Consider the following 23,492-nt stretch of genomic DNA (forward strand, 5'->3'; position numbering starts at 1 on the left):
CATTCATTGTGTTATTGAATAGGATTAAGTACCACACGAAATCCGATATGTGGTTCTGATGTATCGTAAGTCTGTACGCTGCGATGGCGAATGTCCATATCACGTTCGTTGGCCAGGTAGCTGCCTCCTCTCACAATCTTTTTATGGTGTCCGGGATTTTCTGCCGGACCTTGGGGATCTGTGACCCGTGTATTTTCGTACCGGTTCATCCAGTCCGTACACCATTCGGCGGCGTTGCCTGACATGTCGTATAAGTCGAACCCGTTTTCGTGTTTCTCACCAACGGGATGCAAGCGTTCATTGGCATTGGAGGCGTAGTAAGCTACATCACGAATGTTGTCTGAACCGGCATAAGGATAACTTTCGCCTCCGGTGGCTGCATATTCCCATTGCGCCTCCGTAGGGAGGGAAAAAGGTAAACCGGTGAGCTTGTTCAGCTCCTTGGTGAAGGCTTCGGCATCATTCCACGTTATATGTGTCATAGGCAGCATGCCTTTTTCCGTAACAATGGAGTCATTCATAACGGCATACCACAGCGAGCGTGTTACTTCGTATTTACACATATAATAATCGGAACTCAATACAACGGTGTGCTGTGGTGAGTCATACCCTTTTCCTGTAGCTTTTCCCATGATGAATTCTTTGTTTTTGGCCGGAATCAGCAGCATATTGTTCATCATGTCCACCAGGGAGCGGAGCTGGGGCAGTGTGATCGTAGGATTCCATTTTATGTCTACCCATTCTTTCTCTCTGTCTTTTATATCCCTGTTTCCGGTGTTGTTCACGGAGGCGCGTCCGTCATTCCGGAGCGCGTTGAATTCATGCAGGATAGAGTCGCACGTCGATTTCAAAGAACTGTCCGGGTGTTTCTTTATGAAACTACTGTAATCGTCATAAGTGCGACACTCCTTGAATTCCAGTTTTTGTTCTGCCGTTCTTTGGATGGAAGTATAAGTTTTGCTTCCTGCTACTATTAATAATAGGGCAATGAAAGTCATCATAAGCCATTTGGCAGATACATAAGAAGGCTTTGACAACATTTGCTTCAGGAGGTCACCTTTTATATCTTTGAATCGGGCTACCCGTGAGTTGCTATAAAATACAGCTTGAAAGTCTTTCAATCCACTAATGTCCGGGGGGAGTTGCAGGGTAGCGAAATCATAGCTTTCACTTTCCTGCGGAGCAATCGGAATGATATTTATCTGTTTGGGGGTTCTACTTTGGCGACGTAACGCACGGCCTAATTCTATCCGGACAAAATCGATCTCTCCGGTACGGCTGATCTGCTTAATTTCTGTTTCAAACTCTTCATTGGTCAAGGACGCCATCCGTTCGTAGAAAGCCACTTCTTCCATGTCCCATGTTGCTTTTTCGCCTGTCTCAACCGCTTCTTCATTGAGTGGGCGGATCGTTGTAAACGTCTCCGGCACCATGAACATAATGAAGTCTTTACACTCATCAATGCGGCGAATCAACTCAACATCAAACCGACCGTTTAAATTGTCTTTGTCAAAGCTCACCCTTTTGCGGAATCCGGATTCTTCCAGCATCAGTTGTAGCATTTCAGGCTTGTCGCCCGAACATTTCTTACGGTAACTAATGAATATGTCGTAATTATGCTTGCTCATCAGCTGCTAAGATAATAAAAAGAAACAGATTTGTCAATCTTAATCGAAATTTATTTTTATCTTTGAAGTTCAGTAAACAGAAAAAAGAAATATATATGAAAAAAGTAATTTGCAGTGAGAAAGCTCCGGGGGCTATCGGCCCTTATAGTCAGGCGATAGAAGCTAATGGTATGGTATTTGTGTCCGGTCAGTTGCCTATCGATGCCGCTACGGGACAGATGGCGGAAGGCATAGAAGGACAAGCGCGCCAGTCGTTGGAGAATGTCAAACACATTCTTGAAGAAGCAGGATTGACAATGGGAAACATTGTCAAAACTACTGTATTTCTTCAGGATATGTCCCTGTTTGCAGGGATGAACGGTGTGTATGCCACGTATTTTGACGGAGCTTTTCCGGCACGTTCGGCGGTTGCCGTAAAAGCTCTGCCAAAGGATGCGTTAGTAGAGATTGAGTGTATCGCGGTTCGCTAACAAATCTGCGACAATGAAACTGCTGCCTCCTACAAAGATCAGATCTTTGGGGGGGCAGTTCTTTTTTGCCGCCTGTACAGCTTCTACAACAGTGGGGTAGGTGGTACCTTTCAATCCGGCTTCTTCTGCCAATGCCAGCAGTTCATTTTCCGGAAGCGCGCGTTTGACGCTTGCTTTGGTAAAATAATAGGTGGCATATTTCGGCAATGCTCGCAGAACCCCCCGGATGTCTTTGTCATTGACCATGCCGAATACAAAATGGATCTCCTGATCGAAGGTTTTGTGAATGACATTGAGCTGTACATGGATATATTCGATTCCATCCACATTATGTCCCGTGTCACAGATAATATCCGGATAGCTGTGCACTTTCTGCCAACGCCCCATCAGACCGGTGAGCTGACATACGTTTGCAAGACCTTCGCGATAGTCCTGGGATCTGATGTTGTAGTTCAGACGGTTCAGTGTCGCAAGGGCTTTTAGGATGGTGAACATATTTTCGAATTGGTAAGCTCCGCTCAACTCGGTGAAAAGTCCTAAAGGAAACATCTCATTGTGGATTTTGATAGCATCTTTTCTTTTGTCGAGTATCTGGTCTAGCGCACGTAGACTGTCTGGCAGGTCTAACATGAGTAATGCTTGCCGCATCTGATTTGCCTCTTCTTCTGACTGTTCGTCCATTGCTTCGATCATTTCGCGCATGCTCTGAATTGCGTTGTCCATCACCGGTCTTATTTCTTGCAACTTCGAATAAGGAACTATTTCCATGTCCCAGTACCGGGTATTTTCACGGGCATATTCGATGGGCGCATTCTTTTCTTTGGCTTTCATGGTAAATACACGTTTCACCGCCCCTTGGGCTCTGCCGATAATGACCGGAACTCCTTCTTTGATAATTCCGGCTTTCTCTTTGGCAATCTTCGTCAGCGTGTCACCCAGATATTGGGTGTGGTCGAGGCCTATGTTGGTGATAACGCACAAATCCGGATGGATGATATTCGTACAGTCCAATCTTCCGCCCATGCCTACTTCGATAACTGCTACATCTACTTTCTGGTCGGCAAAATAACGGAATGCCATAGCGGTGGTCAGTTCGAAGAATGAAGGGTGCAGCGGCTCGAAGAAGGAGCGATGCTCTTCTACGAAATTGACTACATACTCTTCCGGTATCATCTCACCGTTGATACGGATACGTTCGCGGAAGTCGATTAAATGGGGGGAGGTGAATAGCCCTACCCGGTAACCGGCGCATTGTAATACGGCTGCGATAGTATGCGAGCAGGAACCTTTTCCATTGGTTCCGGCGATATGTATCGTTTTGAATTGTTGATGAGGATGCCCGAAATGTTCGTCCAATTGATGTGTGGTCTCTAAACCCGGCTTATATGCTTTGCTTCCTATTTGTTGAAACATTGGCGCACTCTCATATAAGTACTTTAAAGTGTTCTGATAGTCCATGTTTTATAATATTTAACGTCGGGCAATCTTTATTGCCCGCTAATTTGTTTATCTTTAGAACCGTCAATCTGACTATAAATGGGGGATTGGCGAATGAGATTGCAAATATCAACATTTAAATCTAAGAAATCATGGGAACTAAGAAAAATTTTGTGCTAGACACGAATGTTATTCTTCACGACTACAATTGCTTGAAGAATTTTCAGGAAAATGATATTTACCTCCCTCTTGTTGTACTCGAAGAACTGGATAAGTTCAAAAAAGGAAACGAGCAGATAAATTTCAATGCTCGTGAGTTCGTGCGCGAATTGGATGTGCTGACAAGCGACGAGCTTTTCTCCGACGGAGTGAAGCTTGGCGAAGGATTGGGACGTCTGTTTGTGGTGACGAGCAATGTACCGGCTACCAAAGTGTGGGAATCGTTTCCTATAAAGAAACCCGACCATTTGATTTTGGCGGCAACCGAATACCTGACCGAAGAGGATCCGGAAATGATGACTATTTTGGTGACCAAAGATGTGAATCTGCGTATGAAAGCTCGTTCCATCGGTTTGCTTTGCGAGGATTATATTACGGATAAGGTGTATAACGTAGATGTGTTCGAGAAGTCCAATGAGATCTTTGAAAATGTAGATCCGGCATTGATCGACCGTATTTATTCTTCAAAGGAGGGCATTGACTTGAGTGAATTCGACTTTAAGGATTTGATTCACCCCAATGAATGTTTTATATTGAAGAGTGACCGGAATAGTGTGCTTGCACGCTACAATCCTTTTACCCATTCTATTATTCGTGTGATGAAAGGCAAGAATTATGGAATCGAACCACGGAATGCGGAACAGAGTTTTGCTTTTGAGATTCTGAATGACCCGGAAATCAAACTGGTGGCTCTGACTGGAAAAGCAGGAACGGGGAAGACATTGCTGGCTTTGGCTGCTGCTTTGGGCAAACTGACGGATTACAAACAGATTTTGCTGGCACGTCCTGTTGTGGCGCTTTCCAATAAGGATATCGGTTTCCTTCCGGGAGACGCGCAGGAGAAAGTGGCTCCTTATATGCAGCCGTTATTTGATAACCTGAACGTGATAAAACGTCAGTTTGCTGCAAACTCTACCGAAGTGAAGCGCATAGAAGATATGCAGAAAAGCGAGCAGCTGGTGATTGAAGCTCTGGCATTTATCCGTGGTCGTAGTTTGAGCGAAATGTATTGCATCATCGACGAAGCGCAGAATCTGACTCCGAATGAAATAAAGACAATCATCACCCGTGCAGGTGAAGGTACGAAGATGGTATTTACGGGAGATATCCAACAGATTGACCAACCTTATCTGGATAGTCAGTCCAATGGTCTGGTATACATGATTGATCGTATGAAAGACCAGAATATCTTTGCACACGTCAATTTGCTGAAAGGTGAACGAAGTGAATTGAGTGAGTTGGCAAGTAACTTGCTGTAATGATGAAAAAATAAATTTGGCACGGATTACACGGATTTCACGGTTTCTCCAATTATCTTAAACCGCGTAATCCGTGTAATCCGTGCCTGATTTTTACTTCTTGCTTTTCTTTATTATTCTTTCTTTCCGAAATATTTCAGGAACTGTGTACGTTCGAATGTATTAACACCCTGAACATCCTTAATATTCAGTTTGCCTTTGAATTGAGCTATATTTTTGAATCCTTTGCGTTCCATCCATGCAGAGAGGAAGCGGTTGGCTTCTCCGATGAATGCATTTGTATTCAGATAGACTGCACTGCAAACTTCTACGGCTGAAGCACCGGCAAGGATAGCTTTCACTACTGATTCTGCGTTGGCAACACCACCGGAAGCTGCATAGTCGATTTTGTCTACTACTGCAGACGCAATTCCGATCCAACGGAGCGGAGTGGCAAGGTCGGAAACATTGCTGAATACTTCTCCTGAAATATGCTCCATCTTTTCGATGTTGATGTCCGGTTGATAGAAACGGTTGAAGAGAACAACTGCTGCTGCACCGTTGGCATACAACTGATCGATTAATGCCACAGGATTTGTCAGGTTATCACCCAGTTTCATGATTACAGGTATCTTGACTGTTTTTTTGATGTGGCGGAGAATATCAATGTGGCGTTGTTCGAATGAACCGTATGTATATTGCACTTCCGATTGCAGGGCAAGGATATTGATTTCCAATGCATCGGCACCGGCCTCTTCAATCATCTTTGCAAAGTCAATCCATTCGGAATCAGTGTAGCAGTTGATGCTGGCAATGATAGGAATGGGGCATACCTTCTTGCTTTCTTTTATTAAAGTCAGGTATTCGGATAGCTTGTGTTCACGGATGTATTCTTCCAGATAGTCACTGGCTTCCGGATAGAAAGCCGGATCTTTCAGTTGGTCTGCTTCCAGCATGATTTGTTCCTCAAACAGTGATTTCAGAACAATTGCACCGGCACCATCTTCTGCCAATTTTTTGTTTTTGCCGGCACTGTTGGTCAGCCCCGAGCTACTAATGATGATAGGGTTTCTAAGGGAAAGCCCTGCGAAAGTAGTTTTTAAATCGGTCATAGCAATATGTTTTTTTTAACACTTAATCAGTAAATTCGTTCTCCGAAAATCTTGCTTCCTACTCGTACCAGCGTACTTCCTGCGGCAATGGCTTCGTGGTAGTCATGTGACATTCCCATTGATAGCTCACAGAAAGTATCGGAGTGGATGAACCAAGTTGTTTTTATCTCGTTAAAGAGCCCATTTAGTAAACAAAATTCCCGATTGATTTGTTCAATACAATCGGTGTTGCTGGCCATCCCCATTAATCCGCAGATGCGTACATGAGTCAGCTCTTTCCATTCTCCGGCATTCAACATCTCCTTGCATTCTTCGGGACTGAAACCAAATTTGGTTTCTTCCTGCGCAACGTGAATCTGCAACAGGCAGTTCACTGTACGTCCCGCTTTGACAGCTTGTTTGTTGACTTCGACCAGCAGTTTATAACTATCAATTCCATGAATCATCGCTACGTATGGTATCATGTATTTGATTTTGTTCGTCTGCAGGTGTCCGATGAAATGCCATTCAATGTCTTTGGGCAAACTTTCGTATTTAGCTGTCATTTCCTGCACTTTGCTTTCTCCAAAAATACGCTGTCCCGCCTGATATGCTTCTTCTATCGCTTCATTGGGATGGAATTTTGAGACAGCAACCAGCCGGACTCCTTGCGGGAGTTCGGCCAGCACTTGCTTTAAATTGTCAGCAATACTCATTGTTACTTATGCTTTTGACGGATCAAACTCCGGTTTGTCATTCGGTTCGGCGCTGTAAGGATATACATCCATGAGCGGAGTTTCGGATACCATACCGATCTGATAATCAGCCATGGTTCCTTTCATCCCTTCATCCAGCTTCTTGACTGCGTCACGCAAGTCGGCAGCTTGTACCAATACTTGAGTGGAAGTCTTTTTTTCAGCACCGCTTTTTTCATCCAGAGTGATGAAAATAAGTTTGCATTTGAACCAGCGGTCGGCACTTTCTTCGTCGCTGGGGAAAAGTTCGCTATAGTTGGCACGTTTAATATCCGAAACGGTAAATTCTCCGGAGATAAACGGAGTCATTTCTTCAATAATCCGTGCTTCTGCTTCTGTAAAACTGAGTGCGTCAACAAGATAAGGTTCAGTTACTTTCTTCTGCATTCCGTTTTCCATTACTTTTTCATAACGGATCTTGCACTCAAACCATGTATGCATTGCCATAATTTTCTTCCTTTTTAATTAATTGATTGATGTAAATTGCCTACAAAGATAAACAAAATCCCAAAGTAAGTGCCGAAAGCTTTTTATTTTCTTTTATGTAGATTCTTTAGTTCAAATGAAAGCATGACACGGAAAAGTCCGATGATGAGGAAAGCAAAAGAAATCATATACACTGCGTAGAGCGCTCCTATGGCGGGTTGCCATAATATTAAAAGAGAGCACAGGATGGCAAGAATACCGAAAGCCATGTACCAGCCCCAGTCGCGGGTTCCGTAACGTTTCAGGTCGATGGAATAGCCAGTGGAGGAGAAGCCGCGGAACATAAGCCAGAAGGCGATAATGAAAGGAATAACTTCCATACTGACCATCGGATAGGCAATCAGGTAAATACCCAGAACGAGGTCGATCAGTCCTCCTACGATATACCATCCCCAGCTCGGGACGCCTTTCCGGTTGCTAAGAGCGAAGATGATTTCCAGAATACCGCTTATCAGCATCGATACACTGAAAATGATGCTTAGAGCTACATAGGTGCTTACGGGTGAGAACATGAGCCAAAGGGCTACAATGATATACACGATTCCCAAAAGAAGAGAAGTCCACCAATTTTTTACTGAATGTTGAATCTCATTGAATACAGTTTCCATACATTTTATATTTTAAATTGAACACTAAAGTGATTTCGTTGGTGAATAACAAATTGAATTTAGAAAAGGTTTTCCGTGAACATATTTGGGGGAATAGTTGTTTCCTATATAAAGTAAATTTTAAATATACATGCATTATGGCAACAACAAATTTCAAAGGACAACCGGTGAAACTGATCGGTGAATTTATACAAGTAGGTAAGGTAGCTCCTGACTTCGAGCTGGTAAAAACAGATTTATCTTCTTTCTCTCTGAAAGATTTAAATGGTAAAAATGTGATTTTAAATATTTTCCCCAGTCTGGATACCAGCGTATGTGCAACTTCTGTACGTAAGTTTAATAAGATGGCTGCCGGACTGAAAGATACGGTAGTATTGGCTATTTCTAAGGATCTTCCTTTTGCACACGGCCGTTTCTGTACGACAGAAGGTATTGAAAATGTAATTCCATTGTCTGATTTCCGTTTCTCTGATTTCGACGAAAGTTACGGAGTGCGTATGGCAGATGGACCGTTAGCAGGACTTTTGGCTCGTGCCGTAGTTGTGATTGGCAAAGATGGCAAGATTGCATATACGGAACTTGTTCCTGAAATCACTCAGGAGCCTGATTATGACAAAGCCTTAGCTGCGATACAATAATAAAGTATTAAGTATAAAGTATTAAGTATTAACCGCGGCAAATCAGCGGCTACGACTAATACTTAATACTTAACACCTAATACTTATTTAAACTTTTTGACCTAATGGGAACTGGTAAAAAGGCTTGGTAAACTGCCATAGCTCCGTTCTTGTTAGGTTGTGTTTTTTCTACACTAAACCTCAACTATCATGAACAAAATGAAAACTCTATTCATCGCCCTGTTATGTATGGGCGCTGGAACTTTATCGGCCCAAACTGCCGATAGTACACAAACTTCTCCCTGGACAAAAGAAGGATTTGCCGGACTGAAACTAACGCAAGTGAGCCTCACTAATTGGGCTGCCGGAGGTGATAACTCTGTTGCCTTTGACTTGCAGGGCACTTATCAGATTAACTATAAGAAAGGAAAACATCTGTGGAATAACCGTATTGAACTGGCTTATGGATTAAATAAGACTGGTGATGACGGAACCCGGAAAGCGAATGATAAAATTTATTTGAATACGAATTATGGCTATTCTATTGCCAAAAACTGGTATGCCAGTGCGTTCGCCACTTTCCAGACACAGTTTTCTCCGGGATATGATTACTCTGTTAATAAAGACATTGCTATCTCCGAATTTATGGCTCCTGCCTATTTGACTACCGGTTTGGGCTTTACGTATGATCCGGGTAAGATATTTACCGTTGTATTGTCTCCGGCTGCGTGGCGCGGAACATTTGTACTCAATGACCGTCTCTCTGACGAAGGAGCTTATGGAGTTGATCCGGGCAAACATCTATTATCCAGCTTCGGTGCTAACTTGAAAGGAGAAGCCAAATATGAATTCTTAAAGAATATGACAGTATATTCACGTTTGGATCTATATTCCGATTATCTGCATAAGCCGCTGAACATAGATGTGAACTGGGAAGTACAAATAAATATGATTATCAATAAATGGTTCTCAACCACACTTACTACTAACCTGATGTATGACGATGATGTGAAAATCGTGCAAAAGGATGGTACAAAAGGTGCTCGTGTGCAATTTAAAGAGATATTGGGAGTAGGAGTCCAGTTTAATTTCTGAGTACCAAGTATCCAGTATTAGGTATTAAGTATTACCATGGCTGTTTGATTAATTGTGTAAACAACAATTAGAGCAAAATACCAGCTACGGTTAATACCTAATACCTAATACTTAATACTTATTTTTTCTTTTTCAGCCCTTTATAAGCCAGAAAACCGATTACCATTACCACCACTGCTATAATGACATAGCCAATTTCGTGACTGTATTCGGTTGCCATTACATAGACATCATTAGTCGTTTTGAGGTCTGTAAAACGGTAAATCAGGTATCCGAGCAAAGCTAATATACTGTTCCATATAGCAGCGCCGAGAGTTGTATAAAGCAGGAAAGAACCTATTTTCATGCCGGCTAATCCTGCGGGAATACTGATAAGTTGGCGTACAGCCGGAATGAGGCGGCCAAAGAAAGTGGAAGCTGCACCGTGCTTTCTGAAATATTCTTCCGCATGATGTATTTTTTCTTCATCAATAAGGCACATGTGCCCTAAACGACTGTTAGCAAATTTATAAATGATAGGGCGACCCAGCCAACGGGCGAGGTAATAATTTACTAATGCACCGATATCGGCTCCTATGGTTGCAAATAGGATGACGAGAAAGATATTCATACTGTCGTCAGCCATTGCTTTCCATGCGGCAGGTGGCACTATGGCTTCCGAGGGGAAGGGAATAAAAGAGCTTTCGATAGCCATAAAAATGGTGACTACCCAATAGTTCAAGTTTTCTAATACCCATTTAAGAAGTTCTGCTACTGATTCCATGTTTTTTGAGGATAGAATTTATAAATTGATTTATTTTTTTCCTTTCGGTTTTTTCTTATTCTCTTTTTTCATGCGTTCCCATACTTCTTTGAGAGTTCTTTCGTCTTCTTCTCTATGTTCGGGACTGTTCAACAGATCCAGAATCATGTCTTCTTCCAATGGATGCTCGCATTCCTTATTATATTTAAAGAAGTTGTCGATTTCGCCGTGCATAAGGCAAAGAACACTCAATTTCTCCGTCACATCTTCGTATTTCGGATTCATCTGGTATGCTTTCTCAAAGTATTCTTTCGCTTCGAACAGATAGTCACTTTCCGAATAAGCAGAGGCAATCATATACCACATTTCTATGTTAGGGTTCGTCTCTATCGCTTTTTCGAAAGAGATGGCAGCTTCGTCTTCCAGTTCCTCTGCGAGGTATAGTTTCCCCTCTGTCAGATAAATCAATCCCTCATTCGGGTTTATCTCTTTGGCTTTTTCGCATAACTCATGCGCTTCTTCATACCTTGCCAGATGTGACAGGGCGAAAGCTTTGCTGGTATAAGTGTCTATCAATAAAATAGACTGTTTGTCTCCGTTTTCTTCAAAACGTGCGATTACTTTGTCGTAATAGTCATCGGCTTTCTGCCATTCTTCTTTATTGCCGTAGGATATTCCCATAAACATATAACCCAGTTCGGGGGGAATGGATTTGAACTCAATCGCCTTTTGGTAATTCTCGATGGCTTCATCCGAATTGTTCAGATAGAAGAAACAATGTGCCTTGTAGGCGTAAGCTTCTCCGTACTGATCGTCGGCTGCCAATGCAAAATCACAGGCTTCGATGGCTTTGTCTATTTGTTCCTGAACAAAGTAACATTTCACCAGCCCCATCCAGTAGGACGGGTTGAACGGGGATTTGTCAATGAGTTTGTTGTAATAGGTGATGGCCGGTTCTACCTGATGGGTCGATGCCAGATAATCGGCTGTGAGAGCCATATATTCTTCATCTTCGGCATAGCGGGATTTCCCTTTGTCGAGCCATTCTTTGGCTGCTTCCGGATATCCCATGTCCAGATAGAGAAAGACAACATCAATGATTGTTTCCAGTTCGTCGGCATCCGCTATTGTGCTTAACAGCCATTGGGCTTCTTCCAGTTTTCCTCCATTCAGCAATAGTTCGGCTTTCAGCAGTTTCACTTCGGAGTCAAATTCTTCGGTAATTGAATCTGCCACTTTCTTTGCTTTTTGTAGCTTTTGGGTGTCCAGGTAAAGATAGGCTTGTTCTATAAGCAAATCTGTATTTCCCGGATGTATTTTAAGCCCGTAAGTGATTGCTTCTTGTGCTTCTTTGAATTTTCGTTCGGAGGCATACCAGTCAGCGATGTCAGCCAATTGGTCAGCATCCAGATAAAGTTGTCGGTTTTCTGCTTTTGCTTCTTCGTAGTTTGTGATTAGTGTGACTAGTTCCTTTTTTGCTGATGGTGAATTTTTCCTACCCATTTTATTTTAGATTTTTAATTGCTAAGATGGGGCTGTTGCAAAAGTTTTGATGATGATCCTTTTGACACAGCCCCATTGTAAAGTTAAGCTTGAAAGCTTAGTTATTTATTAATCTTCCCCCATGTGTCTTTCAACCCTACTGTGCGGTTGAAGATTAGTTTTTCCGGGGTTGATTCTTTATCGATATTAAAGTAACCGATCCGTTGGAACTGCAGGTAGGAGAGTGGAGGCAGGGTAGCTGCGAACTTCTCTATGTAGCAGTTGGGCAGAATTTTCAATGAGTCCGGATTAATGATTTCCTTCATGGCTTCCAGTGCTTCACAATTTTTTGCTTCGCGGATGGCAGCCAGTTCGTCGCGTGGATTTTCCACTTTCCACAGGCGGTCGTACAAACGTACTTCTGCTTGCAGGCAGTGGTTGCAGCTTACCCAGTGGAGCGTACCTTTCACCTTGCGGTTAGCATCCGGCATACCACTGCGGGTATTTGCGTCATATTCGCAATATACTTCTGTGATTACACCGTTTTCGTCTTTCTTGCAACCGGTACATTTCACGATATAAGCATTTTTGAGACGTACTTCCTGTCCCGGTGTCATGCGGAAATATTTCTTGGGAGCATCTTCCATGAAGTCTTCGCGTTCCATCCACAACTCGCGGCTGAACTCGATCAGGTGACTTCCTGCTTCCGGATCTTCCGGATTGTTGATTGCTTCCAGTTCCTCAACCTGTCCTTCCGGATAGTTGGTGATAATCAGTTTTACCGGGTTGATAACGGCAGATATACGGGTAGCACGGCTGTTCAAATCATCCCGGACAGAGCTTTCCAACAGGGCGATGTCGTTCAGGGCATCGTAAGTGGTATAACCGATTTTATCGATAAACTTATGAATGGACTCCGGTGAATAACCGCGACGGCGGAAACCGCAGATAGTCGGCATACGGGGGTCGTCCCATCCGTTTACCAATCCTTCTTTCACCAGTGTGAGCAGGTTACGTTTGCTCATCAGGGTGTAGCTTAGATTCAGTTTGTTGAATTCAGTCTGACGGGGACGGTTGTCGTTCAGGTCTTTTCCTTCTTTCAACCAATCGATGAAGAGGTCGTAAAGCGGACGGTGTACCACAAATTCAAGTGTACACAGAGAATGAGTCACTCCTTCGAAGAAGTCACTCTGTCCGTGGGCGAAGTCATACATCGGATAAGCTTTCCAGGTAGTACCCGTACGGTGGTGCGGGTGTTTCACTACACGGTAAATAATCGGATCGCGGAAGTGCATATTCGGATTAGCCATGTCAATCTTGGCACGAAGCACCATGGCGCCTTCTTCGATCTCGCCGCTATTCATTTTCTTAAAAAGTTCGAGGCTCTCTTCGATAGGACGGTTCCGGTAAGGGCTTTCCACACCCGGTTGGGTAGGAGTGCCTTTCTGCTGTGCGATCAGTTCGGAACTTTGTTCGTCGATATATGCTTTTCCCTCCTGTATCAGGCGGATCGCGAAATCCCATAATTGCTGGAAGTAGTCAGAAGCATAATATTCATTTCCCCACTGGTAGCCTAACCATTGGATATCTTCTTTGATAGCTTCTACATATTCCACATCTTCCTTGGTAGGGTTTGTGTCGTCGAAACGAAGGTTACATACACCGCCGTGTTTTTCTGCGATGCCGAAATCAAGGCAAATAGCTTTGGCATGGCCGATGTGAAGGTAGCCGTTGGGCTCGGGCGGGAAACGCGTCTGCACTTTTCCACCATTTTTACCTTCTTTCAAGTCTTTCTCTACTGCCTGTTCAATAAAGTTCAAGCTTTTCTTTTCGCCTGCTTCTTCGTTTTTAATATCTGTCATAACGGTTAATGTTATCTGTATTTAGGCTACAAAAGTAGGACATTTTTTTTATTTAACCGGAATATAACCGCTCTTTTTTATAATGTCTTGTCCGTCGGATGAAAGAATAAACTGAATCAGGGGACTAACTTGTTCCTTATTTTTTACATTATAATAGTAGTAAAGCGGGCGGACGATAGGGTAGGTCTTGTTGGTGGCATTCTCTACCGTAGGGGTGGCGTAGTGGCTTCCGTCATAAGATACGGAAAGCGTTTTGACACGAGGAGATACGTAGGCAAGTCCGACATATCCGATGGCTCCTTGGGTCTGGCTGACAGACTGGATAATGGCGCCCGTTGCCGGCATGGAAAGGCTGCTTGCCATGTAGTTTTTATTTTTCAATACGCTCTCTTTGAAAAATTCGTAAGTACCGGACGATGTTTCACGCGAGTAGACCACTATTTTTCGGTTGTCTCCGCCTACCTGTTTCCAGTTGGTTATCTTCCCCCGGAAAATATCCTCCAGTTGTTGGCGGGTCAGCTGTTTCACCGGATTGGAGGGATGCACCACCACGGCGAGGGCGTCGTAGGCAACAATCACTTCGTTTACTTCTTCTCCTGCCGCTTTAATTTTCATCTTCTCGCTGAACTTGATCGGGCGGGAGGCCATCGCAATGTCCGTTGTATGATCCATTAAGGCGGAGATACCCACACCGGTTCCGCCACCGGTTACTGTGACACGGGCATCCGGATGCTGGTTCATAAACCGCTCTGCTGTCTGTTGTGCGACAGGTAGTACCGTGTCGCTACCTTTTATACGTTGCGCGTTGGCACCGAGCGAGAGTAAGGAAAGGGCGATTAATAAGTTTCTTCTCACTTTCATATTTCTTCTTTTTATTGACTTTGCAAATTAAGCAATCGGATATTACATTTCCATTTCATCCGGAATGGAAATATTGCTTGTAACACAAATGTAATACGATTGAAACATTTCCTTCAAACATTAGTCACACCTCCTTAATAAAGAGACGCTTTCTTTGCATCAGAAATCATAGTAGGTATGAAAAAGGTATTTGAAAGGATTGTGGAAGGAATGTTGACTTGTAGCGGTTTCGTGACAAGTATTACTATTCTGCTGATTGTACTCTTCCTTTTCACGGAAGCTTTCGGGCTGTTCAAGAGCAAGGTGATTGAAGAGGGATATGTGTTGGCGCTGAATAAGAGCAACAAAGTTAGTGTGTTGAGCCCTGCACAGATAAAAAATGTTTTTGATGAGGAGATTACAAACTGGAAGGAGCTCGGTGGGGAAGATCTCCCTATCCGGGTTTTTCGTTTGGAGGATATAACGCAGTATTATACGGAAGAGGAGCTGGGACCTGCTTATGAATATGCAGGCGACAAGATTACGGAACTAGTAGAGAAAACACCGGGTATCGTAGCTTTTGTTCCGCAGAAGTTTATTGTTCATCCGGACGCGGTGCATTTCATAGAAGATAACACCATTTCCGTGAAAGATGTATTTGTGGGTGCCGAATGGTTTCCTACGGCCACTCCGGCAGCTCAATTCGGCTTTCTGCCGTTGATTACCGGTACGTTGTGGGTGAGTTTGTTCGCCATTCTTTTTGCTTTGCCGTTCGGGCTTTCGGTTTCTATCTATATGTCTGAAGTGGCAAACCCGAAAGTGCGGAACTGGCTGAAACCGATTATCGAACTGTTGAGCGGTATTCCTTCGGTGGTCTATGGCTTTTTCGGGTTGATTGTCATTGTTCCGTTGATTCAGAAGTTTTTTAATCTTCCAGTAGGAGAGAGCGGCCTGGCAGGGAGTATCGTACTGGCTATTATGGCATTGCCTACTATCATAACGGTGACGGAGGATGCGATGCGCAACTGTCCGCGTGCAATGCGGGAAGCGAGCCTGGCATTGGGGGCTTCTCAATGGCAGACTATATATAAGGTAGTGATTCCTTATTCTATTTCGGGTATTACATCCGGTGTGGTACTTGGCATCGGACGTGCTATCGGGGAGACGATGGCGGTATTGATGGTGACGGGTAATGCGGCCGTGATTCCGACAACTATTCTTGAGCCTTTGCGTACCATTCCGGCTACGATTGCCGCCGAACTGGGAGAGGCTCCTGCAGGTGGTCCGCACTATCAGGCATTGTTCCTGTTGGGTGTCGTACTGTTCTTCATTACATTGATTATCAACTTTAGTGTGGAATATATTTCTTCTAAAGGATTAAAACGTGGTAAATAAGATGGAAATACGGAGTAATAATAAAGCTAAACACCGTTCGCAGAAATTTGCTTTCGGAATTTTCCGGTTGTTGAGTCTTTGCATTGTATTGATATTGTTTGCGATTCTGGGATTTATCATCTATAAGGGAATCGGTACTATCAGTTGGGATTTCATCACTTCGGCTCCTACGGACGGAATGACGGGTGGCGGTATCTGGCCGGCTATTGTAGGTACTTTCTATCTGATGGTGGGAAGTGCGCTGTTTGCATTTCCGATAGGGGTGATGAGTGGTATTTATATGAATGAGTATGCGCCGAAAGGCAGGTTGGTACGCTTTATCCGGGTGATGACCAATAACTTGAGCGGTATTCCTTCCATCGTATTCGGATTGTTCGGTATGGCGCTGTTTGTCAATTATATGGGGTTCGGTGATAGTATTCTGGCAGGCTCTTTGACATTAGGTTTGCTTTGCGTACCTTTGGTTATCCGGACAACGGAGGAAGCCTTGAAAGCCATTCCTGACAGTATGCGTGAAGGTAGCCGGGCATTGGGAGCGACGAAGTTGCAGACGATAGGACGCGTCATTCTGCCGATGGGTATGCCGAACATTATAACAGGGTTGATTCTCGCATTGGGACGTGTTTCGGGAGAGACGGCGCCGATTCTGTTTACTTGTGCCGCATACTTCCTGCCGCAACTGCCTACCGGCATTCTGGATCAGTGTATGGCCTTGCCTTACCATTTGTATGTAATTTCCACCAGTGGAACGGATATGGAGGCACAACTGCCGCTGGCTTATGGCACGGCATTGGTATTGATTATGATGATCCTGTTGGTGAATCTGCTGGCTAATGCCTTGAGAAAGTATTTTGAGAAAAGAGTAAAAACGAACTAAATTAGTATATGGATACAGTGAAAATTGATACGCGTGATGTGAACTTCTGGTATGGGGACTTTCATGCATTGAAGGGCATCAGCATGCAGATTGAGGAAAAATCGGTTGTTGCTTTTATCGGACCGTCCGGTTGCGGTAAGTCTACTTTCCTCCGGCTTTTCAACCGGATGAATGATTTGATTCCTGCTACCCGCCTGGAGGGAGAAATCCGTATCGACGGACATAATATCTATGCGAAAGGCGTGGAAGTGGACGAACTCCGCAAGAATGTGGGAATGGTGTTCCAACGTCCCAATCCTTTCCCGAAAAGCATATTCGAGAATGTGGCTTACGGACTTCGTGTGAACGGAATAAAAGATAATGCTTTCATCCGCCAGCGTGTAGAGGAAACGTTGAAAGGAGCGGCTCTTTGGGAGGAGGTGAAAGATAAGTTGAAGGAATCGGCTTATGCACTGTCCGGCGGACAGCAGCAGCGTCTTTGTATTGCCCGTGCGATGGCTGTCTCTCCTTCGGTATTGCTGATGGATGAACCTGCCTCTGCGCTCGATCCTATTTCTACGGCGAAAGTGGAGGAGTTGATTCATGAACTGAAGAAGGATTATACGATTGTAATCGTTACGCATAATATGCAGCAGGCAGCCCGTGTCAGTGATAAGACGGCGTTTTTCTATATGGGAGAAATGGTGGAATTCGATCAGACGAAAAAGATATTCACCAATCCGGAGAAGGAGGCTACCCAGAATTACATAACGGGACGTTTCGGGTAATGAATTAGGCACGGATTACACGGATTTCACGGTTTTTAGAAATATGCTTGTTTAAAGCAACAGCGTCATCCGTGTAATCCGTGCTTAAAATTTATCTCTGAAATCTAATTAGCAGAATATTAATCATTTATATATAATAGACTATGGTAAAGTTTATAGAATCGGAACTCATCCTATTGAAGAAGGAAATTGATGAAATGTGGACCTTGGTGTACAATCAGCTTGACCGTGCCGGAGAGGCTGTGTTGACCCTTGACAAGGAGTTGGCTCAACAGGTGATGGTTCGCGAGCGCAGGGTGAATGCTTTCGAATTGAAGATAGATAGTGATGTGGAAGATATTATCGCATTGTATAATCCGGTGGCGATTGATCTTCGTTTTGTGTTGGCTATGTTGAAAATCAATACGAACTTGGAACGTTTAGGTGACTTTGCGGAAGGGATCGCCCGTTTTGTACTTCGTTGCAAAGAACCGGTATTAGATGCGGAACTGTTGTCTCGTCTTCGCCTGGCAGAAATGCAGGCAGAGGTGTTGTCGATGCTGGAACTGGCGAAACGTGCCTTGAATGAAGAGAGTAATGATTTGGCGGCAGGAGTGTTTGCCAAGGATAATTTGCTGGATGAAATCAATGCGGATGCAACAGGGATTCTTTCAGACTATATTATCGAACATCCGGAAGCTGTACATACTTGCGTAGATTTAGTCAGTGTGTTCCGTAAACTGGAACGCTCGGGAGATCATATTACCAACATTGCCGAGGAGATTGTTTTCTTCATTGATGCCAAAGTGTTAAAACATCGTGGAAAAACGGATGAAAATTACCCGGAAAAGTAATTTTCTGCCGATTTTTAAACAGAAATTAGGGCTCCTTAAAAAATTATCTTATATTTGTCTCCTGTAACGGACAAGTTACAGGAGTTTTTGCTTCAAATGATAATAAATCCAAAGAATTTTCAAAAAGATGTTATATGACATGTTTTATAATTTGGATAGTATCGGTAAAACCGCCTATATTTGCACCGTTATCCTGAAAACAATCTTTTTACCTTAAAAAAAAACTAATACCTATTGAAAACTGAAAAATGGGGCTTTGTGAAAAGCCCTATTTTTTTTTGCTCTTATTTTTTAAGCTCCTTTCTAATTCGTATCTTTGACCCTTGCATTAAAAGAGTATTTTCAATCGTAAAATAGTAAATAGTAAATCGTAAAATAGTAAATAAAATTATGTTTTCTGGAATCGTAGAAGAATATGCTACTTTGGTAGCACTGGTGAAAGACCAGGAGAATATACACTTTACATTTAAGTGTTCGTTTGTGAATGAGTTGAAAATTGACCAAAGTATTTCTCACAATGGTGTATGCCTGACGGTGGTGACTCTGACGGATGATACGTATACGGTGACTGCCATGAAAGAAACGTTGGAGCGTTCTAACCTCGGTTTGTTGAAAGTGGGGGATAAGGTGAACGTTGAACGTAGCATGATGATGAACGGTCGGCTGGATGGACATATCGTTCAGGGGCATGTGGACCAGACTGCCACTTGTATTGATATTAAGGATGCGGAAGGCAGTTGGTATTTTACATTCCGGTATGCGTTTGACAAGGAGATGGCGAAACGCGGATATATCACTGTGGATAAGGGTTCGGTGACTGTGAACGGCGTTAGCCTGACGGTATGTAATCCGACGGATGATACTTTCCAGGTGGCTATCATTCCTTATACTTACGAGCATACGAACTTCCATACATTTGAGATTGGCAGTGTGGTAAATATCGAATTTGATATTATCGGTAAGTATATCAGCCGGATGATTCAATATAAATAAGGAAATATAAATAAGTGACCGGAGGATTGGAAATGGCATATACTGATTTTCTTCAATTGGTGCAGGCTCGTCAAAGTGACCGTTCGTATGATAAGGAACGTCCGGTGGAGCCGGAAAAGTTGGAACGGGTGCTTGAAGCTGCACGTTTGGCGCCTTCGGCCTGCAACGCACAACCTTGGAGGTTTGTGGTCATCACAGACAAGGAACTGGCTCAAAAAGCCGGGAAAGCTGCTGCTGGCTTGGGAATGAATAAGTTTGCCAAAGATGCTCCCGTGCATATTTTGGTTGTAGAAGAATCTGCTAATATCACTTCCCTGCTTGGCGGAAAGGTTAAAGGTAAGCATTTCCCGTTGATCGACATTGGAATAGCGGCTGCTCATATTTCTCTGGCTGCTGAAGCCGAAGGATTGGGCTCTTGTATTCTGGGTTGGTTCGATGAAAAAGAGATGAAACAACTTGCCGGTATTCCTGCTTCGAAACGTTTATTGCTGGATATTGTCATTGGCTATCCGGCAAAGGAAAAACGTAAGAAGACGAGGAAGCCGAAAGAAAAGGTGATTTCATACAATCGTTATTGATTGAAAAATAATTATATTCTTAGGCTTTTAGGATAAGCATATAACAGAAAGCATCGTTGGTTTTAAAGGAACGACCTGTTTCTTTAAAACCAATAATGGATTTTCTAAGGTGTTGATAATTAACTTATTATTGATGCCGCTTTTCCGGCGGCATCAATAATGCAGTATTTATTTCTTTTTTGACAAATCTTTTAATAGGTAGTCTACTGCTGCTTTCAGTTGCGCGTCTTCTCCTTTCAGGCTGGCTGCCGGTTCGTTATAGACTAGAATATCAGGTTGCAAGGTCTGATTTTCGAGATAGTTGCCTTGCATATCCATGCAACCTACCTGTGGGATACCGAATACAATAGACGGATCTATCTGGCGCTCCCACCACACGGCTGTCATCGTTCCTGCCACCGGAGCGCCTATCAGTTTACCAATGCCTAGAGTCTTATATACGTAAGGAGTGCCATGTGCATTGCTGTAATTGTCTTCACAAGTTAGCATGCATGAGGCTTTCAGCCATTTGTTGAATGGATCGCTGCCAATATATTGTCCGCGTGGCACGAAACGTTGATATTCCTTTCCGCTAAGTAAGGTGACCACATCATCGTGCAGCCATCCACCACCATTATGGCGGGTATCTACCACTACGGCTTCTTTATTGCGATAACGACCGAGCAATTCGGAATAAATCTTGCGGAAGCTGGGGCTGTCCATACCTTTAATATGTACATAAGCAATGCGTCCGCCGGAAAGCTCTTCAACTTTCTTGGCGCAACGCTCTACCCAACGTTTGTAAAGCAGCTCGCTTTGAGTGCCATAGCTGATGGCCTTTACAGTTTCTTCAAAACGTTTTTTAGTGGAAGGATCGTATACGGTAAGTACTACTTTGCGTCCGACTTTGCCTTCAAATAACGGGAAGTAATCAGCACCGGCTTCAATCGTTGTGCCGTCTACTTTTTCAATGATGCAACCTGCCTTCACTTCTGTCTTTTTCTGGGTGAAAGGACTTTGCTTCATGATTTCCTTGATCTTTAACCCGGCACCGTTGTATGACTCATCGTAAAAGACTCCCAGAGTAGCGGTAGGCATTGCGCTGCCTCCTGCTGCAAACCGGGCTCCGGTATGGGAGCCGTTCAGTTCGCCGAGCAATTCACTCAACATTTCTGTGAAGTCATAATTGTTACTGATGTGGGGCAAGAAGCGTTCGTATGCTTTTTTATATCCTTTCCAGTCTACTCCATGCAGGTCGGCAATATAGAATTTGTCATTTACTTGCTGGCAAACGTGGTCGAAGATGTATGCACGTTCATCATAAGGGCGGTAATCGAAGAATGCTTCAAATTCTATCGGTGTAATTTTGCTACCGGCAATCTCTATTTTCTTCAATCGGCCGCCTGTGCACATAAAGATATTCTTTCCTTCTTTATCCGGTATGAGTGAGCCGCCGCCAACTCCTTTTAATAATATTTTAGTTGTGTTTTCTTTCAGTTTATGCTCCCAAAGGTCGTAGTCTCCTTCAAAAGCTGCCAGGTAATAAAGAATATCACCCTTCGGACTCATGACAGCGTCACCCAGGCGGGAAGAATTTACAGTTAGACGAACGATACGGTCAAAACGATTTTCCAAATCGAATGTAAGAGGTTTTACCTCTGTACTGTCTTTTTTCGCATTCTCATTCTGGGCAGTTTTCTTCTTACTGTCTTTAGTATCTTCTTTCTTCTCTGCCTTTTCTTTCTTGGCTTTTTCTTTTTCTGCTTTCTCTGCCTTTTCCGCTTCTTCAAGTAAGGCAATGTCTTCTTTGCTCATCAGGAAGCGGTTGTAGGCATCGACGTCGAAAAACATAATATAGGTGTCGTCTTCACTTCCCCAGCTACCATGGCTACGGTATCCGGCACGGTCACTGTTCCATATCATCGCTTTTCCACCCAACACCCATTTGGCGTTGCTGTCGCTGTATCCGCTTTCGGTAAGATTGACCATTTCGCCTTTTCCGTCGGCTTTCAGCAAAACGACGTCTTTATTGTTCCAGCCTCCTATGCCGATGAAGTCTGATAGAATCCATTTGCTGTCAGGGCTCCATTGGAACCATTGGTCACCGTCGGCATAAGAATATTGATATTTGGCATCCATCACTGTGCGTACAGCCTTGCTTTTCAGATTGATGACACGGATAGCGGTACGGTTTTCGAGGAAAGCAACCTCTTTACCGTCAGGACTGAATTGTGGTTGGAAAGAAGCCACTTTGGAGTTTGTCAAACGTTCTTCTTTCAATTCTGTGGCATAGGTGAATTGTTTCTCCTCTTTGCGTACGATGGTGGAAGTGTAAAGCTGCCACAATCCATCGCGTTCTGAAGAATAGACGAGTGTGCGTCCGTCGGGTGCGAAACTGATGTTACGTTCCTGATCGGGTGTGTTGGTGATTTGTTTGGTTGTTTTGTAGTCAATGGAGGTTACGTAAACATCACCGCGCATAATGAATGCAACTTCTTTTCCTTTGGGAGACACAGCGATATCGGTAGCTCCGTTGGATTTGATTTGGCGGATAATATCTTTGTCATTCTTGTCTGCCAGAATACTAATGTTCACCTTTTGGGGTTGTTTGCCCGGAACAAGTGTATAAATCTCACCGTCATAACCATAACAAAGCGTGCCTGTAGTTGAAATGCTTAGAAAGCGTACGGGATGCTTTGTGTGGAAAGTGATTTGTCGGGAAGTAGTGGCTCCGGGAGTACGTTGGAATATATTGAAGGAACCTTTCTCTTCACTTAGATAATAGAATGATTGACCATCAGGACTCCATACCGGTTCACGGTCTTCACCTCCGAAGGTTGTTTGTTTTTGATAAATAGGGGCTTTTCCGGGAGTGTATGTCCAGATGTCGCGGGCAATAGGGGATACCTGATGTTTACGCCAATAGTCTTCGTATCCTTTCTTATCTTGATAGAGCATCACTCCCTCCTTATTGATAGAGATGCATTCCATTGGCATGGATGAGAACATAGTGGGGCGTCCTCCCGTCACGGGCACTTCGTATACTTGCTGGAACTGACCGGAAGGAAATCCGGCATCTTCGGCAGAGGGAGCAATGTTGGCTGTGAATAAAATGTGTTTGCTATCTTTGTAGGCAACGGGTTTCTCACTGCCCGAATGAGTGGTCAGTCGCTGGGGCGTTCCTCCTTCACTGGATACGACGAAAACGTCGAGACTTCCCATTCGGTCCGATGCAAAGGCAATCTGTTTGCTGTCGGGACTCCACACCGGTTCCGTATCAAAAGCCGGATTGGTAGTGATTTGTGTGGCACGTCCGCCGGTTGACGGTACCGTGTAGATGTCTCCTTTGTAGGTGAATGCAATGGTGGTTCCGTCTGGCGAAAGAGCGCAGTGGCGCATCCATAAAGGAGATTCTTGTGCAATGCTTGTCCCTGCTAGACAGATGACAAATGCACTTAGCAGTAGCTTTTTCATTTTTTCTAATCTAATTGTGTTAAGTT

The 23,492-nt window shown here is 43.8% G+C and carries 21 protein-coding genes; 10 read left to right on the forward strand and 11 right to left on the reverse strand.

The window, feature by feature from the left end; translation table 11 throughout:
- Positions 1-11: 11 nt before the first annotated feature.
- Positions 12-1,628 (reverse strand): SUMF1/EgtB/PvdO family nonheme iron enzyme, encoded by a 1,617-nt coding sequence (locus I2I13_RS21245; RefSeq protein ID WP_195650449.1) that lies wholly within the window; start codon positions 1,626-1,628, stop codon positions 12-14.
- A 95-nt stretch (positions 1,629-1,723) separates the two neighbouring features.
- Here I2I13_RS21245 and I2I13_RS21250 point away from each other — a divergent pair, with 95 nt between their 5' ends.
- Positions 1,724-2,098, forward strand: a complete 375-nt coding sequence (locus I2I13_RS21250) for a RidA family protein (RefSeq protein ID WP_148367895.1) — start codon at positions 1,724-1,726, stop codon at positions 2,096-2,098.
- Here the strand turns inward: I2I13_RS21250 and I2I13_RS21255 are convergent.
- The gene (locus I2I13_RS21255; RefSeq protein WP_195650450.1) at positions 2,066-3,556 is read right to left on the reverse strand and encodes a folylpolyglutamate synthase/dihydrofolate synthase family protein; all 1,491 of its coding nucleotides are present in this window, start codon (positions 3,554-3,556) and stop codon (positions 2,066-2,068) included. The genes I2I13_RS21250 and I2I13_RS21255 overlap by 33 nt on opposite strands.
- Before the next feature lie 131 nt (positions 3,557-3,687).
- On the opposite strand from I2I13_RS21255, the gene I2I13_RS21260 reads away from it, so the two are divergent.
- The gene (locus I2I13_RS21260) at positions 3,688-5,013 is read left to right on the forward strand and encodes a PhoH family protein (RefSeq protein WP_148367896.1); all 1,326 of its coding nucleotides are present in this window, start codon (positions 3,688-3,690) and stop codon (positions 5,011-5,013) included.
- Positions 5,014-5,126: 113 nt separating this feature from the next.
- On the opposite strand, the gene I2I13_RS21265 is transcribed toward I2I13_RS21260, so the two are convergent.
- The 4 genes from I2I13_RS21265 to I2I13_RS21280 all read right to left on the reverse strand — a co-directional run bounded on the left by I2I13_RS21265 (position 5,127) and on the right by I2I13_RS21280 (position 7,932).
- Positions 5,127-6,104, reverse strand: a complete 978-nt coding sequence (locus tag I2I13_RS21265; RefSeq protein ID WP_195650451.1) for a dihydroorotate dehydrogenase-like protein — start codon at positions 6,102-6,104, stop codon at positions 5,127-5,129.
- Positions 6,105-6,130: 26 nt separating this feature from the next.
- Positions 6,131-6,799 carry a YggS family pyridoxal phosphate-dependent enzyme gene (locus I2I13_RS21270; RefSeq protein ID WP_074558994.1) on the reverse strand — a complete coding sequence of 223 codons (669 nt, stop codon included), beginning with the start codon at positions 6,797-6,799 and terminating at the stop codon, positions 6,131-6,133.
- Positions 6,800-6,805: 6 nt separating this feature from the next.
- Positions 6,806-7,285 (reverse strand): DUF4494 domain-containing protein, encoded by a 480-nt coding sequence (locus I2I13_RS21275; RefSeq protein WP_004296648.1) that lies wholly within the window; start codon positions 7,283-7,285, stop codon positions 6,806-6,808.
- Positions 7,286-7,368: 83 nt separating this feature from the next.
- Positions 7,369-7,932 carry an HdeD family acid-resistance protein gene (locus tag I2I13_RS21280; RefSeq protein ID WP_004296649.1) on the reverse strand — a complete coding sequence of 188 codons (564 nt, stop codon included), beginning with the start codon at positions 7,930-7,932 and terminating at the stop codon, positions 7,369-7,371.
- A gap of 137 nt (positions 7,933-8,069) precedes the next feature.
- Between I2I13_RS21280 and tpx the strand changes: the two genes are divergently transcribed.
- Positions 8,070-8,570 (forward strand): thiol peroxidase, encoded by a 501-nt coding sequence (gene tpx / locus I2I13_RS21285; RefSeq protein ID WP_074559007.1) that lies wholly within the window; start codon positions 8,070-8,072, stop codon positions 8,568-8,570.
- A 189-nt stretch (positions 8,571-8,759) separates the two neighbouring features.
- Positions 8,760-9,644, forward strand: coding sequence for a DUF3078 domain-containing protein (locus tag I2I13_RS21290; protein WP_074558996.1), 885 nt, complete (start codon positions 8,760-8,762; stop codon positions 9,642-9,644).
- Positions 9,645-9,762: 118 nt separating this feature from the next.
- Here I2I13_RS21290 and I2I13_RS21295 read toward each other — a convergent pair whose 3' ends face one another.
- The 4 genes from I2I13_RS21295 to I2I13_RS21310 form a co-directional block, all read right to left on the reverse strand.
- Positions 9,763-10,407, reverse strand: a complete 645-nt coding sequence (locus I2I13_RS21295) for a DedA family protein (RefSeq protein WP_074558997.1) — start codon at positions 10,405-10,407, stop codon at positions 9,763-9,765.
- A gap of 30 nt (positions 10,408-10,437) precedes the next feature.
- A complete protein-coding gene (locus I2I13_RS21300; protein ID WP_148367898.1) occupies positions 10,438-11,889 on the reverse strand; it encodes a lipopolysaccharide assembly protein LapB in 1,452 nt (483 codons plus the stop codon).
- 101 nt (positions 11,890-11,990) lie between these two features.
- The gene (locus tag I2I13_RS21305; protein ID WP_074638588.1) at positions 11,991-13,730 is read right to left on the reverse strand and encodes a glutamine--tRNA ligase/YqeY domain fusion protein; all 1,740 of its coding nucleotides are present in this window, start codon (positions 13,728-13,730) and stop codon (positions 11,991-11,993) included.
- A 48-nt stretch (positions 13,731-13,778) separates the two neighbouring features.
- Positions 13,779-14,591: a PstS family phosphate ABC transporter substrate-binding protein gene (locus I2I13_RS21310; protein WP_099147584.1), complete on the reverse strand. Its 813-nt coding sequence runs from the start codon at positions 14,589-14,591 to the stop codon at positions 13,779-13,781.
- A gap of 177 nt (positions 14,592-14,768) precedes the next feature.
- On the opposite strand from I2I13_RS21310, the gene pstC reads away from it, so the two are divergent.
- The 6 genes from pstC (at position 14,769) to I2I13_RS21340 (ending at position 20,013) form a co-directional block, all read left to right on the forward strand.
- Positions 14,769-15,965: a phosphate ABC transporter permease subunit PstC gene (pstC, locus tag I2I13_RS21315; RefSeq protein WP_195650452.1), complete on the forward strand. Its 1,197-nt coding sequence runs from the start codon at positions 14,769-14,771 to the stop codon at positions 15,963-15,965.
- A gap of 1 nt (position 15,966) precedes the next feature.
- Positions 15,967-16,842 carry a phosphate ABC transporter permease PstA gene (pstA, locus tag I2I13_RS21320; protein ID WP_148367901.1) on the forward strand — a complete coding sequence of 292 codons (876 nt, stop codon included), beginning with the start codon at positions 15,967-15,969 and terminating at the stop codon, positions 16,840-16,842.
- An 8-nt stretch (positions 16,843-16,850) separates the two neighbouring features.
- Positions 16,851-17,609 carry a phosphate ABC transporter ATP-binding protein PstB gene (gene pstB, locus I2I13_RS21325; RefSeq protein WP_148367902.1) on the forward strand — a complete coding sequence of 253 codons (759 nt, stop codon included), beginning with the start codon at positions 16,851-16,853 and terminating at the stop codon, positions 17,607-17,609.
- Between the two features lie 143 nt (positions 17,610-17,752).
- Positions 17,753-18,442, forward strand: a complete 690-nt coding sequence (gene phoU / locus I2I13_RS21330) for a phosphate signaling complex protein PhoU (RefSeq protein WP_004296659.1) — start codon at positions 17,753-17,755, stop codon at positions 18,440-18,442.
- A 390-nt stretch (positions 18,443-18,832) separates the two neighbouring features.
- Positions 18,833-19,435, forward strand: a complete 603-nt coding sequence (locus tag I2I13_RS21335) for a riboflavin synthase (protein ID WP_004303876.1) — start codon at positions 18,833-18,835, stop codon at positions 19,433-19,435.
- 32 nt (positions 19,436-19,467) lie between these two features.
- The gene (locus I2I13_RS21340; RefSeq protein ID WP_148367913.1) at positions 19,468-20,013 is read left to right on the forward strand and encodes a nitroreductase family protein; all 546 of its coding nucleotides are present in this window, start codon (positions 19,468-19,470) and stop codon (positions 20,011-20,013) included.
- Positions 20,014-20,181: 168 nt separating this feature from the next.
- Here I2I13_RS21340 and I2I13_RS21345 read toward each other — a convergent pair whose 3' ends face one another.
- The gene (locus tag I2I13_RS21345; RefSeq protein ID WP_195650453.1) at positions 20,182-23,466 is read right to left on the reverse strand and encodes a S41 family peptidase; all 3,285 of its coding nucleotides are present in this window, start codon (positions 23,464-23,466) and stop codon (positions 20,182-20,184) included.
- Between the last annotated feature and the right edge of the window lie 26 nt (positions 23,467-23,492).

It is taken from the genome of Bacteroides sp. D55t1_190419_B8, assembly GCF_015558905.1.
Lineage (GTDB): Bacteria > Bacteroidota > Bacteroidia > Bacteroidales > Bacteroidaceae > Bacteroides > Bacteroides vicugnae.